11 protein-coding genes, 2 tRNA genes and 1 pseudogene are annotated in these 16,100 nt (G+C 39.6%); 8 read left to right on the top strand and 6 right to left on the bottom strand.

What is annotated here, in order from left to right:
- Nucleotides 1-238: 238 nt before the first annotated feature.
- Nucleotides 239-589: pseudogene (locus PL9631_RS26625) on the bottom strand (IS701 family transposase); the annotation flags it as partial.
- Between the two features lie 331 nt (nt 590-920).
- Nucleotides 921-2,258, bottom strand: a complete 1,338-nt coding sequence (locus PL9631_RS05600) for a dihydroorotase (protein ID WP_083617889.1) — start codon at nt 2,256-2,258, stop codon at nt 921-923.
- Between the two features lie 128 nt (nt 2,259-2,386).
- Between PL9631_RS05600 and lepB the strand changes: the two genes are divergently transcribed.
- The 3 genes from lepB to PL9631_RS05615 all read left to right on the top strand — a co-directional run bounded on the left by lepB (nt 2,387) and on the right by PL9631_RS05615 (nt 4,006).
- Nucleotides 2,387-2,989: a signal peptidase I gene (gene lepB / locus PL9631_RS05605; protein WP_083617891.1), complete on the top strand. Its 603-nt coding sequence runs from the start codon at nt 2,387-2,389 to the stop codon at nt 2,987-2,989.
- A 96-nt stretch (nt 2,990-3,085) separates the two neighbouring features.
- A tRNA-Leu gene (locus tag PL9631_RS05610) sits at nt 3,086-3,169 on the top strand.
- Nucleotides 3,170-3,226: 57 nt separating this feature from the next.
- Nucleotides 3,227-4,006, top strand: a complete 780-nt coding sequence (locus PL9631_RS05615; RefSeq protein ID WP_083617893.1) for a TrmH family RNA methyltransferase — start codon at nt 3,227-3,229, stop codon at nt 4,004-4,006.
- A gap of 6 nt (nt 4,007-4,012) precedes the next feature.
- Here the strand turns inward: PL9631_RS05615 and PL9631_RS05620 are convergent, their stop codons facing one another.
- Nucleotides 4,013-4,279, bottom strand: coding sequence for a hypothetical protein (locus tag PL9631_RS05620; RefSeq protein WP_083617895.1), 267 nt, complete (start codon nt 4,277-4,279; stop codon nt 4,013-4,015).
- A 325-nt stretch (nt 4,280-4,604) separates the two neighbouring features.
- Here PL9631_RS05620 and PL9631_RS05625 point away from each other — a divergent pair, with 325 nt between their 5' ends.
- The 3 genes from PL9631_RS05625 to PL9631_RS05635 all read left to right on the top strand — a co-directional run bounded on the left by PL9631_RS05625 (nt 4,605) and on the right by PL9631_RS05635 (nt 11,767).
- A complete protein-coding gene (locus PL9631_RS05625) occupies nt 4,605-4,994 on the top strand; it encodes a hypothetical protein (RefSeq protein WP_083617897.1) in 390 nt (129 codons plus the stop codon).
- A gap of 147 nt (nt 4,995-5,141) precedes the next feature.
- Entirely contained in the window at nt 5,142-9,980 is a 4,839-nt protein-coding gene (locus tag PL9631_RS05630) for a PAS domain S-box protein (protein WP_083617899.1), read from the top strand.
- Nucleotides 9,977-11,767 carry a putative bifunctional diguanylate cyclase/phosphodiesterase gene (locus PL9631_RS05635; RefSeq protein ID WP_083617901.1) on the top strand — a complete coding sequence of 597 codons (1,791 nt, stop codon included), beginning with the start codon at nt 9,977-9,979 and terminating at the stop codon, nt 11,765-11,767. The genes PL9631_RS05630 and PL9631_RS05635 overlap by 4 nt, the downstream gene beginning before the upstream one ends.
- A gap of 127 nt (nt 11,768-11,894) precedes the next feature.
- On the opposite strand, the gene folB is transcribed toward PL9631_RS05635, so the two are convergent.
- Complete coding sequence (gene folB / locus PL9631_RS05640; protein ID WP_083617903.1) at nt 11,895-12,245, bottom strand: dihydroneopterin aldolase; 351 nt, start codon at nt 12,243-12,245, stop codon at nt 11,895-11,897.
- A 55-nt stretch (nt 12,246-12,300) separates the two neighbouring features.
- Between folB and PL9631_RS05645 the strand changes: the two genes are divergently transcribed.
- A tRNA-Arg gene (locus tag PL9631_RS05645) sits at nt 12,301-12,373 on the top strand.
- A gap of 612 nt (nt 12,374-12,985) precedes the next feature.
- On the opposite strand, the gene PL9631_RS05650 is transcribed toward PL9631_RS05645, so the two are convergent.
- Nucleotides 12,986-14,047, bottom strand: a complete 1,062-nt coding sequence (locus PL9631_RS05650) for a hypothetical protein (RefSeq protein WP_083617907.1) — start codon at nt 14,045-14,047, stop codon at nt 12,986-12,988.
- A gap of 149 nt (nt 14,048-14,196) precedes the next feature.
- Between PL9631_RS05650 and PL9631_RS05655 the strand changes: the two genes are divergently transcribed.
- Complete coding sequence (locus tag PL9631_RS05655; protein WP_083617909.1) at nt 14,197-14,478, top strand: hypothetical protein; 282 nt, start codon at nt 14,197-14,199, stop codon at nt 14,476-14,478.
- 144 nt (nt 14,479-14,622) lie between these two features.
- Here the strand turns inward: PL9631_RS05655 and PL9631_RS05660 are convergent, their stop codons facing one another.
- On the bottom strand, nt 14,623-15,714 hold the full coding sequence (locus PL9631_RS05660) for an ISAs1 family transposase (protein WP_083616174.1): 1,092 nt from the start codon (nt 15,712-15,714) through the stop codon (nt 14,623-14,625).
- Between the last annotated feature and the right edge of the window lie 386 nt (nt 15,715-16,100).

The following is a 16,100-nucleotide window of genomic DNA, read 5'->3' on the forward strand; positions in this document are numbered from 1 at the left end:
GTAGCGGAAAACGCGGCTATTTGGAAAAATCTTTGCTCAAAAAGTCAGTTCCCTAGGCAATTGGGGGCAAATAAATCAGAATAAATATACCAATCCCCGCCCAGGTTGTAATATTTTAATACTGACAGGACTTACGCAATTACGCTATATATAGCTCAGAGAAAATCGGGCAATTTTCGGCGTTTTAGCTCAGAGAATCGCCAGACACCCGGATTAAATTAGTCTCAATTCATGAGTTTTAAAGCTCAATAAATTTTAGCTTCAAAGACGGATATTTAAGTTCTTGACTGAGGTATTTAGACAATAAATTACCTTTTAATTCATAAACAGTTTGAGAAACTTTCCTCGCCATTGTTGAGAGAAATGTCCAAACTAATAAAGCGCAAGCAATATGGTTTTTTGAATCCTCGCTTGGCGACATTGACAAGATTCTATCCCAGTTAACTGTTTGATTTCAAGGGTGGAATTCCTCAATTTTCCACCGAGCATGACATTGATTTTTTACCTCATCCGTTGACGATTGACTTAAATCATTAGTTGCTATATATTCCGTTCTGTTGGCTGAAACAGTTACCCGAAATAACTTCAAAGTTAGTTAAGGTATAATTGATTTGACTACTTAGGAGATATTGACAATAGTCTAAATAATTTATACTCATTTTTTTCAAGAATATATTATCTTCCTATTTTAACATTGATTATTGTCTGTTTTTAAATTGTTCAGTTGGGTTCCATACCCGCCGAGTGTGAAAACGCGATTTTCTATACACGGCTACGCTACGCTACGCATAGCGTAGCTGCGTAAGTCCTGATTATCTAAAAAGCACACGCCCTACAATTTAAACGAAGGGTGTGCTTTTTTATGGGAAATATATTATTATCTTAATAGACAAAGCCCTAAAGGGCTTACTACGGTTTTTCTAAGAAGCATCAAACCTTAACGCCTGACCCCGAACTTCTGGATTAACTTTTCGATTTGCATAAACAACTTGACCCCCAACTAGGGTATATTCTGGCCATCCAGTTAACTCCCAACCTTCAAAGGAACTCCAACCACATTTACTTAACACTTCCTCCCGCAATACCGGACGATAATTGTTTAAATCTACTAAGACTAAATCTGCATCATAACCTACTTCTATTTTACCTTTATTGGGGATTTTATAGGCTTTTGCCACGGCGGTAGACATCCAATTAGAAACTTGTTGAACCGTACATTTTCCGGCGATCGCTTGTGTTAACATTAAGGGTAAAGAAGTCTCAACTCCCGGCATTCCTGATGGTGTATTCGGATACTCCTTCGCCTTTTCTTCTAAGGTATGGGGGGCGTGATCGGTAGCAATAAAATCAATCACGCCATCTAATAACGCTTGCCATAATATTTGATTATCTTGGGGCGATCGCAAGGGGGGATTCATCTGGGCTAATGTGCCAATTTTCTGATAATCTGTTATATTTAATAATAAATGCTGAGGCGTGACTTCTGCTGTCACCCAGTCGGGTTTTTCTTGACGTAATAACTCCGCTTCTTCCCCCGTTGACAGATGGAGAATATGTAACCGTCGCTGATATTTTTTAGAAAGTTTTAAGGCGAGTTGAGTGGCTTCTAATGCCGCTTGATTATCTTGAATCGTAGAATGAATCGCTGGATCTGTGATTCCGGCAAATTCCTGACGGCGTTGATTAATTCGGGCTTGATTTTCTGCATGAACTGCAATTAAGCGATCGCCCTTGGCAAAAATAGTTTCTAATATTTCTTCTTGATCAATTAATAAATCCCCGTGCATTGACCCCATAAATATCTTAATTCCTGGGGTGGGATTTGCCTCTAATAAATCCGGTAAATTCTCCGCCGTTGCCCCCATAAAAAAGCCATAATTAACAAGACATTTTTCCGCAGCCCGTCTTAATTTATCATCCAAAAGAGCCTGGGTGGTGGTTAAGGGGCGAGTATTGGGCATTTCCAAAAAAGAAGTCACGCCCCCTCTTGCACAGGCACAACTAGCCGTATATAAATCTTCTTTATATTCTAAACCCGGTTCTCTAAAATGTACCTGGGGATCAATCACACCGGGTAACAACGTTAACCCTTGGGCATCAATAATTTCCCAATCCTCTCCCCCTAGCTCCTGATGATCAATTTTTGGAGCAATCTTGACAATTTTACCGTGAATAATAGCAACATCTCCGAGTAAAAAATCACCATTGGGTAACAAAATCCGAGCTTGATTAATCAATACACTGTATGAATTAAACATTATTACCTTGATCTAATCTGTTATAAAACTATTTAACCGCGAATTGTCACTGGTGGGAACTATCACCCCCCAATTGTAGACAAATTTGATATGATGAATATAGTTTTTTGTTCTGTGACCACCCGCCTATGAGTAGCCTACCCAATCAAGAACCAGATCCCGTTAAATCTTCTCCTCAACCGGAAGAAAACCCCTGGGTAGAAATCCTGAAAACCGTTAGTTTGAGTATCTTTTTAGCCCTAGGGATTCGGACATTCGTTGCAGAAGCTCGCTATATTCCCTCTGGGTCAATGTTACCGACTTTAGAAATTAATGATCGATTGATTATTGATAAGGTCGGCTATAAGTTGGTCAACCCCCATCGGGGTGATGTCGTGGTCTTTAACCCCACAGAGGAACTGAAAAAACAATATAAAGATGCCTTTATCAAACGAATTATCGGATTACCCGGTGAAACGGTGGAGGTGAAAAATGGCTCGGTGTTGATTAATGGCCAACCTCTCCCAGAAAAGTATATTGCCGAACGACCTGAATATAACTGGGGGCCGGGGACTGTTCCCGACGGCCAGTATTTAGTTTTGGGAGATAATCGCAACAATAGCTACGATAGCCACTATTGGGGGTTTGTCCCCCGGGAAAATATTATTGGTCGGGCAACGGTGCGGTTTTGGCCCCCTGACCGGGTGGGTGGACTTGGTGATCCTGATTATCCCCTAAATGAACAGCAATAGGCACAATTTTTGATCTTTTCCCTCAGTGTTTCCTGGGGGATTGACAAATCTCAAAAACCATGACAGGATTAATAATTGTGCAATTGAATAAAAAAAGCGGAACTGGCGGAATTGGTAGACGCGCTAGATTCAGGTTCTAGTGTTTGCAAAGACTTCCGGGTTCAAGTCCCGGGTTCCGCATTGAACGGTTAGGGGTGTGATTTTCGCGCCCCTATTGTTGTTTATCCATCAGGTCTTATGTTAACGAGTCTGCAAAATCCATTGGTGAAGCAAATTCGCAAGCTGCATCAAGCCAAGGGACGCAAGGAACACCAGTTATTTTTACTCGAAGGAACCCACCTAGTAGAAGCAGCCTGTGAGGTGGACTATCCCTTAACAACGGTGTGTTATACCTCCTCCTGGCAAGGGCGTCATCAACCGCTCCTGGAACGTTTAAGCCAGCATACCCCCCGATGTGAATGGGTGAGTCCCGAGGTACTGGAGGCGATGGCGACCACTGTTCATCCCGATGGCGTGATCGCCCTGGCTCCTCGAATACTCCCCCAGCCCCAGACCCTGGAAAGTTTGGGCATTGTTTTAGAAACCTTGCAAGACCCGGGTAACTTAGGAACTATTATTCGGACAGCAGCAGCCACGGGGGTAGAGGGTTTATGGTTAAGTTCCGATAGTGTAGATTTAGACCACCCGAAAGTTTTAAGAGCTTCTGCGGGGGCTTGGTTTCGTTTAAATAAAACCGTTAGCCCTAACTTAGCCACGGATATTAGCCATTTTCAGCAACAGGGATTACAAATTGTAGCGACAGTCCCCCAGGCTTCGATGTCCTATTGGGAATTAGACCTAAGCCAACCGACCCTGCTGGTATTTGGGAATGAAGGGGCTGGACTTTCTCCCGATCTTCAAGCTTTAGCAGACTATCAGGTTCAAATTCCATTACGGCCAGGGGTGGAGTCCCTGAATGTGGGTATTTCCGTCGCGCTGATGCTCTATGAAGCCCAACGCCAACGCCAAGGAATTTAGGATAAGTTATTCTTGGGGTTCGTCCGAAGTGGGAGGATGTTGATCATGTAGATATTGTTCAATATCGGAGATCGCGGCTTCCAAATCCGATAAGCTAATGGCTTCGGGGGTTTTGGCAGGACGGGGAACCGAAACAGCTTGTTCTGGGGGGGCCGGCTGAAGGTTAGGAGTCACTGCATCCGACTCTTGGAATGCGCGCAATAATTCTTGATCAAAGGACTCAATAAATTTTTCGGCGGCACTACGACGGAGATCCTGGGGTTTTTGATTCATGACGGGGTGACTCCTGAAACGGTGAATCTTGGCTGGTACAAAACACAACCTGATGAACTCAGATGCGGAAAGATACAACGGTCGGGGAACAGCAAAGCTAGGGAACGAGTTACAAACAAGCATATCGCCTAAAACTAACCTAGCACGTTTATCTAGGCAAATTTCTTTTGTGTGTATATTCAAGATAGACCCCATATATAATTGGGGGCACGGGCGGAGGGCAAAATCCTCGATTTCTTAACAATTGGGGTTTTTTGTCCGTGTTTGTTGGATTAGAATGTTGATCTGAACCCCCGATATCCAATTTTGATGGAGCCGTTTATTCATGGATGAGAAAACTCCGGCAATTATTAAACCGAAACCGGCCGCGGAGATTCGATTAACACCCGCCGGAAGTGAAAAGTCTATCAGTCGGGCCCATTCGCCGTCTGATCGGGATAAACCTTCGTTTAGTAAACCCCGTCGCCCTGATGTCACCCCGCCTAAACCTTGGGTTGAACTCCAAGAAGCCCAAAACCAAGGGGGTGAGGTGTTTAATTTAGGGGATCTGATTCAAGTAAGAGCGCCCTGGGGAGATGTGGCGATCGCAGAAATTCAAAATTTCTATGAAGTGTCTCCGGGTAGTCTGTGGGCCTGTTTTGTCCCCACCGAAGAACGGGAGGACTGGACATGGAAAGGGGGCTCAATTCGGACAGAACTCTTAAAAAAAGCCTAGCATCAGTTATCAGTTATCAGTAAACAGTTATCAGTTCCAGAGTTGATCACTGATACCTGATGACGGGTAAAGACGGGCCAATGGCAGCATGAATGTGCTCACCGCACGTCTACCAAATGATCACTGACTGATGACTGATAACCGATTATGGATACTACTGAATATCAAGCACTTAATATCTTAATTATCGATGATTCCCCGATTAACCTTAAATATTTGGGGAAACTTCTCAGTTTGCAAGGATATCAAGTTCAACTGGCAACTTCTGGGGAATTGGGCTTAAAGATGGCTTTAGATACCCTACCCAATTTAATCATATTGGATATTATGATGCCAGTTATGGACGGGTATGAGGTCTGTCAAAGGCTGAAAGCCGATGTTAGGACTCAGTATATTCCTGTGATCTTTGTGAGTGTGATTGAAGAAATCTCGGAAAAAGTCAAAGCCTTCCGAATGGGCGCGGCGGACTATATCACTAAACCGTTACAAAAAGATGAAGTTCTAGCCCGAATTCATCATCAACTCACGATCCAAGGTTTACACCATCAATTTAAACTTCAAAATCTCCAACTTCAAGCTGAAATTCAAACTCGTGAACAACTGGAAGAAAAATTTTCTAAGGTATTTTTAAATAGTCCGAATCCGATTAGTTTGAGAACCTACAAAGAGGGATATTTTATAGACGTTAACCCCAGTTTTCTCAAGGTTTTTGGTTATCAAGAATCTGAAGTGTTGGGCAAACAAGCGACGGACTTAAATTTGTGGGTCAATTCCGAAGACGAACAGGAGTTAAAACAACAAATTAAACTGGGAAACCCCATTCATAATCAGGTTGTCGAGCAACGAACTAAAACCGGAGAAATCAAACGATTATTATTGTCAGAAGAAATCATCTTTTTAGAAAAAAAAACCTATATTTTATCGATTATTAATGATATCAGCGAAAAAGAATTATCCCCAAAAGATAAAGAAAAAATTGCAGATGCCTTAATTAAAAGTGAAAAAAAATATCGAAATTTAGTTGAAACGTCTCAGGATATTATTTGGTCAGTAAATTTAGAGGGATATTATACTTTTGTGAGTCCGGCGGTGAAAACCATTATGGGATATGAACCCGAAGAAGTGATCGGCAAGCTATTTTCATATTTTGTTCCCCTGGATCAAGTTTCTGAGGTGCAGAAAATCTTTCAACCCATTTTAGCAGGTCAATCTTTAGTCAGAAATCATCTAATTAATATGTCCAAAGAGGGAAAATACGTGCATCTGTTAGTGAATGCTTTTCCCCTGTATAGTTCCGAGGGAGATTTGATTGGAATTAGAGGCACAGCATCGGATATTACGGAACAAAAAACAACAGAAAGAGCGTTACAACTGATTGTAGAAGGAACCGCCGCCAAAACAGGTCAAGAATTCTTCCGTTCCTGTGTTTACTATTTAACTGAAGTCTTACAAGTCCGCTATGCTGGATTTTTTAAACTCTTAAAATCTTCCCCCTTAAAATTAGAAACCTTAGCCTTTTGGAATGGAGAAAACTGGCAGGAGCATTTAATGTATGAGCTATCAGGAAGACCTTGCGATCAGGTAATTAAAATGGCTCAACCCTGTCATTTTAGTGAAAATGTCCAGATTTTATTTCCCAATGACCTAGAGTTAAGGGAATTAAAAGCCCAAAGTTATTGGGGAATCCCTTTATTTGATTCGACTCGAGAGGTGATCGGCATATTAACAATTATCGATACCCAAAATAAAGAACTGAATTTGAGTCAAGAATCCATTTTAAAAATTTTTGCAGATCGGGCGGGTGCGGAACTAGAACGCCAAATAGCGGAGGAATTGCTGAAATACCGATCGCGGGTGGATCATCTGCTCAGTCATATTTCTCGGCTATTTATTAATGATAAAATAGAAAATGCGATTCGTTTGACTCTGCAAGAAGTCGGTCAATTTCTTGACGCTGATTGGGCTTTTATTTTTAATTTTCAGACTGAACCGATGCCTTGGAAAATTACAGCCCAATGGCAAACAACAGACCGACAAATTGAACATAACTATTGTCCGATTTTATCCGGTCAAACTCTCCCCAAGATTCATCAACACTTACAACTGAAAAAGACTGAAATTTTAGCGATTTCCGACCTCGATCAGTTTTTTGATTTACTCCCCCAGGATCAAAGAACTCTCTGTCGCCTCAATTGTCGATCTCTGATTTTTATTCCCTTAATTAAAGGTAGAAAAACTAAGGGATTTATGGGAATCATGAACTTTCATGCTGCCCAGGAATGGACAGTAGAAACCCAGAATTGGTTAAAACTCGTAGGAGAATTAATTGCCATTCGTCAAACCACCGAAGAAACCCAACAGGCTTTAGAACGCAGCAAAACCCGCTATCAAAATTTAGCGGATAATATACCCGGGATGATTTATCAATTTGTCCTACATCCCGACGGTTCTATGAGTTTACCCTATGCCAGTTCAGGCTGTTGGGATTTATACGGGGTTTCTCCCGCCCAGGCGATGATTAATGTGCATCAATTATTTGAAAAAGTTCATCCTGAAGATTTTCAAGGAGTGTTCAATTCCATCTGTGATTCGGCTGAAAGTTTAATGCCTTGGAGTTATACCTGGCGGATTATTAATCATGAAGGTCAGATCAAGTGGTTACAGGGAAATGCTCGTCCCGAAGCGATGGCGGATGGGAGCATTTTATGGGATGGTTTAATTATTGATATTACCCAAACCAAACAGGCAGAAATTCTCTTACGCGAAATAACCCGACGTCAACAAACCCAAGCTCGAATTATTGGTAGAATGCGTCAAACCTTGGATGCAGAGACGATTTTTTCCACGGCAACTCAAGAATTGCGTTATGAATTAAATAGTGATCGGGTGGGAATTTATCAGTTTAATTCCGATGGTCAAGGTCAATTTGTGGCGGAATCTTTGGCATCGGGTTGGGAACCCTTAATCTATCAATCGATTCAAGACTTACACTTTGATCCGTCTAGTTTTGAACCGGAAAATTGTGTTTTATCGAGTTTAAATCAGGAAGATAAAATTCAAGATACCTACGTCCGAGATATTCAGGAAGGAGTTCATCGAGATGGTTTGAGTTATTTATGTATTTCTGATATTTACCAAGCGGGATTTCCCGATTGTTATTTACATTTATTAGAACGGATGCAGGTTAAAGCCTATTTAATTGTGCCGATTTTTTGTCAAATGGTTTCACCTACAGTAGACGTTACACTCGAAAGTTCTACCTCGGTTCGGGCTAAGTTAAAATTATGGGGACTGTTGGCGGTCTATCAACATTCAAGTCCCCGTCAGTGGCAAGAATCAGAAATTAATTTAGTGGTACAAATTGGCTCCCAATTAGGAGTGGCATTGCAACAAGTGGCTTTATTAACCCATACTCAACAACAATCGGAAGAACTGTCTCAAGCTAAGGAAGCTGCCGATGCTGCGAACCGAGCTAAAAGTGAATTTTTAGCTAATATGAGTCATGAATTACGCACTCCTTTAAATGCAATTTTGGGATTTACACAACTGATGAACCTCGATTCGAGTCTGGGTTCGGAACAACAAGAACAGATCCGAATTATTCATCGGAGTGGTAAACATTTATTGGCTTTAATTAATGATATTCTGGAGATGTCTAAACTAGAAGCCGATCGGATTAGCCTAAGTCCGACTCGCTTTGATTTATTCCAAGGGTTAGATTATATTCGAGATTTACTCAGGACAAAAATTAAAACCAGGCAATTAGAATTTGAGTTAGAACGGGCTGAAAATCTACCCCAATGGATTATTACCGATGAAAATAAATTCCGACAAATTCTGTTGAATTGTTTGGGACATTTGATGAGTTGGATAGAAGGAGGGAGGCTGCAAGTTAGAGTTAAACCCCTATTTCCTCCTCGGGAATCGTCAGGTTTGGAGTCCAATTCTTCTACCCAAAATATTCAACTTGAATTTGAAATTGAAACCACCCGATCAAATAGACAATCCTTAGAAATTCAAGATTTATTTAAGCCCTTTACATCGATTCAACGTAGTCTCACCTTGCACCATACAGAAAATTTAAGTTTACCCATTAGCCAACAATTTCTACACCTGATGGAAGGAACAATCATGATCGAACATTCCTCAAATCAGGGGATAAAATTAAAGTTAGTGATTCCGGTTCAACTCGCAGAAATTCAACCGCCCTACCCAGTATTTTCCTCGGAGAAAATTATCGGTCTATCCCCCAATCAACTCAACTATCGCTTGTTGGTGGTTGAGGATCAAATTTCCTGGCGTTCCCATTTGACTGAATTTCTGGAACAGATGGGTTTTACAGTTAGGGAAGCGGAAAATGGGGATCAGGCTTTAACCCTTTGGCGAGTGTGGAAACCCCACTTAATTCTGATCAAAATAGGGATGCCGATTTTGAAGGGTTATACTATTCAAAAAATTCGTCAGGAAGAATTTGCGGATGAAAATCTTGGCGAGGGGTTAATCAAGTCGGAAGCTGAATTTGAGGGCATGAGCCCCCATCAAACCATTATTCTGGCGATGATTCCATCGGGGTCGGAGAAGGATAAACTGTTGGCTTTATCGGCTGGTTGTGATGACTTTTTGTATACGCCTTTTCCAGAGGATGAACTTTTGAACAAAATAGGTGAATATTTAAAAGTACAGTATGAATACGCGGCCCCATTGTTATCTCAATCATCGGGATTCGGTGACTCATGCGATAGTGTTACTATGACTCAACCTCTGGTTACTGCTACGGCTCTGGTAATGCCCCCGGAATGGGTGGAACAACTCTATCATGCGGCGGCTCAATGTAGCGATCGCTTATTACTCCAGTTGATTAGTCAAATTCCTTCTGAACATGAAGCAACGGCTCAATATTTGAACCATTTAGTGGATAATTTCCGCTTTGATCAAGTGATGGAATGGGCGAAACAACCTGAAGATTCTGCGAAAAATACACAATGATTGAGAACCAACCTGATATTTCTAAAGGCAATATTCTGATTATCGACGATAATCCTGAAAATTTGCGCTTATTATCCAGAATGTTGATCCGTCGAGGCTATGAAGTGCGTCAAGCTTTGAATGGAATAATTGCCTTGAGGGCGATTGAAATTCAACGACCTGATATTGTTTTATTAGATATTATGATGCCTCAGATGGATGGGTATGAGGTGTGTAAACAGATTAAAAAAAATCCTGAAACCGCAGATATTCCGGTGATTTTTTTAAGTGCTTTGGACGAAGTTCAAAATAAAATTAAGGGCTTTGCAGCCGGGGGATCGGATTATATTACTAAACCGTTTCAATTTGATGAGGTTTTAGTCCGGGTTCAAAATCAACTATCGTTACAATTTGCTCGACAAAGAATTGTAAAATTGAACATGGAATTGGAACAAACGGTGAAAGAACGTACCCAAGAACTGGAAGATGTTCATGCTCAATTACTGAAAAAAGCTCTCTATGATGAGTTGACAAACCTCCCCAATCGGTTGTTATTTATTCAACATTTGGAATCGACTATTAACCAGTTAGAAGATCATCCTAAACATCAGTTTGCGGTGTTGTTTTTGGATTGCGATCGGTTTAAAGTGATTAATGATTCCTTGGGGCATTCCGTCGGTGATCAATTATTAGTTTCCATTGCCCAACGGTTACAATCTACCGTATCTAATATTGATATTTTATCCCGATTTGGCGGAGATGAATTTGCGATTTTATTAAGGGATTTAACTAAGCCGGAAATTGCGATTCAAACGGCGGAGAAAATTATTAATATCTTGGCTGAACCCTTTTCTATTCTCTCCTATCCGATTTATATTAATGCCAGTATTGGGGTGGCCTATAGTCAACCGGACTATACCCGACCGGAACAAATTTTACGCGACGTGGATACGGCCATGTATCGGGCAAAATCCCGAGGCATTTCCTGTTATCAAGTTTTTGATCCCACTATGTATAAAAATGCTTTATCTTTTTTACAGCTTGATGCGGATTTACGCACGGCTATTAAAGAACAACAACTGGGGGTGAATTATCAGCCTATTATTGCTTTAAAAACTGGAAAAATTGTGGGATTTGAAGCCTTAGTTTGTTGGGAACATCCCCAACGGGGTTTAATCTCTCCTAATGAGTTTATTCCCGTCGCTGAAGAAACGGGTTTAATTACGGAAATTGGTAACTGGGTTTTACGACAAGCGGGGGAACAAATCTATCGTTGGCAACAACAATTTCAGGAGATTCCCTTAACTATTAGTATTAATCTCACCCCTCGACAATTTAGCCAAAATAACTTAATTGCTCAACTGGATGAAATTGTTGAACAAACCCATCTGAATTATAACTGTTTAAAATTGGAAATCAAAGAAAGTGCCATTATGAATAATGTTAAAACCGCACAAATTATATTAAATCAGTTACGACAACGGGAAATTCAACTCAGTTTAGATGATTTTGGCACGGGTTATTCTTCCTTGAGTTATCTGCATTCATTCCCCGTTGATACGTTAAAAATTGACCATTCTTTTATTCGGGAATTGGATGAAAATCCTCAGCAATTTGGCTTGGTTCCCGTGATTATTAATATTGCTCAAAAAATGGGGATGAATGTGATTGCAGAAGGCATAGAAACCGCCCAACAATTAAAAAAATTAAGACAGTTAAATTGTGATTTTGGCCAGGGGTATTTCTTCTCAACCCCACTCAACCCCGAACAAGCCGTTAAGCTACTCCTATCATCGCCCCAATGGTAATCAGTTCCTTGATCAGATTTTCGATTACCCATTCCCTTGTCTGGATAAATAACTGGTAGGGGCCAGTTCTTTTACATCTTTGTTAATCACCGCGCATCTTGATCAACCCGCCCCTATAACTGATGACTTAACGGGTGATATCAATTTTGATTTTGCCACTAAAATCAGGAATGGGGGGGGCGGGTTTGGTTAACTGCACCCGGACTTTTTCAACTAAGGGTTGTTGTAATAGGGTATCGGTAATTTCCGTAGCCAATCGTTCTAAGAGGGCAAATTTGCTGGTTTTAATCACGTTCTCAACGGTTTTGATGGTCTGGCGGTAGTCCAGGGTATCGGCGATCGCATCACTACTACCCACGGGTCTTAGATCTAACCATAGGGTGATCTCGGCTTCAAACCATTGTCCCAAAACCTGTTCTTCGGGTAAATATCCGGTATAACCGTAGCTGCGAATCCCTGAAATGTGGATTGAGTCCATAATTCCCAAAATAAAATGATATTTTCTCCAGAATATGCTATATTAATAAAAGTTTGGGTATGTAGCTCAGTGGATAGAGCATCAGGTTCCGGTCCTGAGGGTCGGGGGTTCGAGTCCCTCCATACTCGTTACAAGGAAAGTGTTAGAACGTATATATAAAGGTAGTTGTAACCTTTAGTATTCAGTTAAGACTTAGCACTTGATCCCAAATCACTCAATAATCACTCAATACCCTATTAGTCTAACGGGTTGAATGAGTAATAACACTATTCGGTTATATAGATAATTGTTATAGGTTTGAGAGCGATCGCTAAAGTAAAACTTATGACCCGTAAATAGGTGGTATTAGTGGAAGGATTAGCTTATTCTCTCCAATCCAGAGACTTAGATATTTACTTCCCTAAGTACATACAATGGGATGTAAGTAAAACTTTTTTAGGAACGGTAAAAATTATGAGTAAGCTAGACAACTTAGAGAAGGGTAGGGTTAAACGGTATATAGGATCGGATGAGAAGGTAAAGACTACCCTGTCATTATCACGCTCTACAAGGGACTACTTGAATCAGTACGGTAATGGTATGAGTGAAACGATAGAGTACCTAGTATGGTTACACAGTAAAGGAAAAGCAGGTTTAGTAACACAGAAATTTGAGATGTTAAAGATTAGGTAATAATAGAATCTACATTGTAGATTTTACAATGTAGATTACAAAGTAGAAGTAGCAGTTAACCATTAAAATTATACGAATTTATAAACTACATAGTCTTCTAAGATATCTCTAATTTCATCGGTAAACCCTTCAAAAAACTGTTCGATAAAATTCCCGATCTGACTACCATAATTTTTTTTGATATCTTCAAATTTGTTTTCCACCCATGTACTGACACGCCAGTCCTTGACTTCTGACTCTTTTGTGAGTGTGTTTTCTTCATCTCCCCATTCTTTAGCGAAAGCAGCAATTTTAGGGTAATTTTTCTCGATATCGGGAGTCTTTAATATAAAGTCTCTAAATGCAGTCCGACCGCGCATAAACGCGAACAAGAAACCGACTCTCTGACTAACAACTACACCCTGATATGCAAACGCACTAACACCGCTTAATAAATCCTCTCTCTTATCTTCTGCAAATTCAGAATAAGTAATAGCAAGTCCTCTAATATCTACCTCTATTTTCGGCGGTTCTAAACTACCGAGTAATAATAATCGAGCGAAACTACTACCTAAAAAGTCGCCCGCTTGTCCATATAACCCATCGATCAACCCCTTGATTTGTTTCCAGATCTGACTATCCGGTATATCCCAGTTAAAATCATATAAAAAGTCTGTCTGATTCAAGATTAAACCGAGTGCCGATCCTAAACCGTTTTTAGCAGCGATAAACCCAGCGCCGCCAACAATAGCGGTGATAGATATGTCTTGTACAAGGCTTTGAGCTTGACTACCTTTTGATCCTATGAAGTTTACCAAAGCGGTGATCGGTTGAAACAGGCTACCTGCTACACCTCCGACAATAGCACCGCCTATTGCTCCTATCGGCCCGCCTATAGCGCCCAGTCCCGCGCCTATTGTTGCAGATGTAGCTATATTTAATAAAAACCCTTTTAATTTATCCCAAAAACCTTTGGGAGAGTTTAACTGTTGCCCTAAAGTAGATATAAAATCACTCTTTCCTTGGAACCAATTTGGATCGGGTGCTATATCCTTTGTTGACCATGCCTCCGATAACGTTTCTAAAAAAACGCTTGTTACGTCTTTATCGTTTGACGCTTCAAATTCATAAGATTGTGTACTTGTAACCATAATAATTTAATTGTTTTTGCTGTGCGTTCTAATCCGATTATAATACAAGCTCATCCAGAAAAGGCACAGGCTACTAAAATAAAAAAGCGATCCTATTGAATCAGTGTTACACTGATATTAGCAAACAGTAGTAAACACTGAAAAAAGTCATGCCTAACTACAATCCGAATACTGAAGGATTAAGTCAACCAAAATGGGTTAATAAACCCGTGAAAATTTACCGTTTACCTGAACCCATAGCAGATGACGTACTAGCCTATGCTCATCTACTGGACAAGGGTGATGTTGCTCCTATTGTCATCATCCTGAACCATGCACTAGGTTTACCTGCTAACAAAGCAGGGGGTTTTCATTTTCCCAAATGCGATCGCTATCTTCAAAAAAAATTATCAATTTTTCCGATCAAATTCTCTCTAATTTTCATCAGATAAGTGGGAAATATTAAGAATGAACAATTTTCATATTTATTAACAGCAAAAGATAGCCATTGTCTTGATTAATAAGACTTTATGACTATTTATTATTAAATATTTTGAATGTTTTTTTAGAAAAATAGTTTTAAAAACTTAATTAATTCAGGCGATCGCTAAAATCTTTTCCCAATTATTTCCCAACCATGACTGTCCCTCTTTTATTGAGCTAAAACCCAAACTTCTGTATATATTCAAAATTAATGTTACTAATAACGAGAATTTTCCGGCTACGTCTATGCCTTTTATTCTTGATTTATCTTCATTAAAATTCACATCTTTGACCCAATGTACTTGATTTTCAATTAACCAATGTGCTTTAATTTTTTCTGCAAATGTTTTCGCACTTAATTTCTGACTACTAATATAATATAAAGTCTCATTATATTCTTGATCACCCCGAAAACCCGTTCTTTCTACCTGAATAAAACTTTGAAGATGAGGATAATTTTTATGGTTGACATTTTGGCTATCAAATACTGATACTTTTCTGCTAATATTTCGCCCATGACTGACATCTTTTTCTTCATATACCGTTAAAGGTTTTTCGATTTCTGCTAAAATCTTGATCCGATTGTGCAATTTAATTTGATTCCCTTTTACCGTAATTAAATAATTATTTTTGCTCTCAATTATTGCCTGAGTTGTTTCCTTACTACAATGGAGAGCATCGAGGGTAAATACTTTATTTAATAACCCGCATTTTTCTATCATAGACAGAACTTTAGCGTTTTCAGAACTTTGTTTACTTTCAAAACTTTCCGATTTAATTACTAACTTTGTTTCTTGACTAAACCAAGATACCATAATTAACATATTTTGTTTCTGATTTTCATAGTTAGTCAGGGTGTTTTTTAAAGATTTTCCATCGATCGCAATCCAATCAACGCCTTCTTGTTGCCAATAATATTCCTGGACTATTGACTGAAAAACCAACTGAATTTCTATTGAATTTATTCCGAGCATTACTCGTCTTATGGTACTATAAGACGGCAATTTTTTAGTGTTAGTTTCTAATAATTTAATTAGCTTATTTTCTTCATTTTTTCTAAAATTATCTATTTGCTTATAAGTAACATTGCCAGTTAGCAGTGCTAAAACAATGATAGTCAACACTACCCATAATTCATGTCTTTTACCACGATTTTTCCGAAAATCCTTGACTAACTTCAGTTGTTCGATTATACTGTTTAACATAGTTTTTTAAAATCAAATAAAAGTGATCTTTCTTTGATTTTACCAAAAAAAGATCACTTTTATTTTCTTTTTTACCCCCGACAATGAAAACACCCTGCTAACAAAGGGGGCGCGATTAAAACAGATATCAAAAAAGTGTTAGAGATACTAGAGAAGTCTAACCGTTAATTTTTCCCTTATATTTAGTCAAAAGCAGGTATAGCTGGTAAAGACTCCCTCTATATAAGGGTTTAAGCTGGTACACTACCCCCTAACAAGCTGGTAACTAACCTGGTAAAGCTGGTAAAAAAATAAATTTAACTAAAATAGCTGTGTAGGCTGTGTAAGGAAATTGAAAGTATTGATATATAAGGGTTAGAGGTTTACACAACCCCCTTACACAACCT

The sequence above is a fragment of the Planktothrix paucivesiculata PCC 9631 genome, assembly GCF_900009265.2.
In the GTDB taxonomy this organism is placed as follows: domain Bacteria; phylum Cyanobacteriota; class Cyanobacteriia; order Cyanobacteriales; family Microcoleaceae; genus Planktothrix; species Planktothrix paucivesiculata.

What these genes read in the sequence shown, in the direction of transcription:
- PL9631_RS05635 (WP_083617901.1), top strand. Translation starts at nt 9,977, where the DNA reads ATGATTGAGAACCAACCTGATATTTCTAAAGGCAATATTCTGATTATC.
- PL9631_RS05625 (WP_083617897.1), top strand. Translation starts at nt 4,605, where the DNA reads ATGGATGAGAAAACTCCGGCAATTATTAAACCGAAACCGGCCGCGGAG.
- PL9631_RS05620 (WP_083617895.1), bottom strand. Translation starts at nt 4,279, where the DNA reads ATGAATCAAAAACCCCAGGATCTCCGTCGTAGTGCCGCCGAAAAATTT.
- PL9631_RS05600 (WP_083617889.1), bottom strand. Translation starts at nt 2,258, where the DNA reads ATGTTTAATTCATACAGTGTATTGATTAATCAAGCTCGGATTTTGTTA.
- folB (WP_083617903.1), bottom strand. Translation starts at nt 12,245, where the DNA reads ATGGACTCAATCCACATTTCAGGGATTCGCAGCTACGGTTATACCGGA.
- lepB (WP_083617891.1), top strand. Translation starts at nt 2,387, where the DNA reads ATGAGTAGCCTACCCAATCAAGAACCAGATCCCGTTAAATCTTCTCCT.
- PL9631_RS05615 (WP_083617893.1), top strand. Translation starts at nt 3,227, where the DNA reads ATGTTAACGAGTCTGCAAAATCCATTGGTGAAGCAAATTCGCAAGCTG.
- PL9631_RS05655 (WP_083617909.1), top strand. Translation starts at nt 14,197, where the DNA reads ATGCCTAACTACAATCCGAATACTGAAGGATTAAGTCAACCAAAATGG.
- PL9631_RS05630 (WP_083617899.1), top strand. Translation starts at nt 5,142, where the DNA reads ATGGATACTACTGAATATCAAGCACTTAATATCTTAATTATCGATGAT.
- PL9631_RS05650 (WP_083617907.1), bottom strand. Translation starts at nt 14,047, where the DNA reads ATGGTTACAAGTACACAATCTTATGAATTTGAAGCGTCAAACGATAAA.
- PL9631_RS05660 (WP_083616174.1), bottom strand. Translation starts at nt 15,714, where the DNA reads ATGTTAAACAGTATAATCGAACAACTGAAGTTAGTCAAGGATTTTCGG.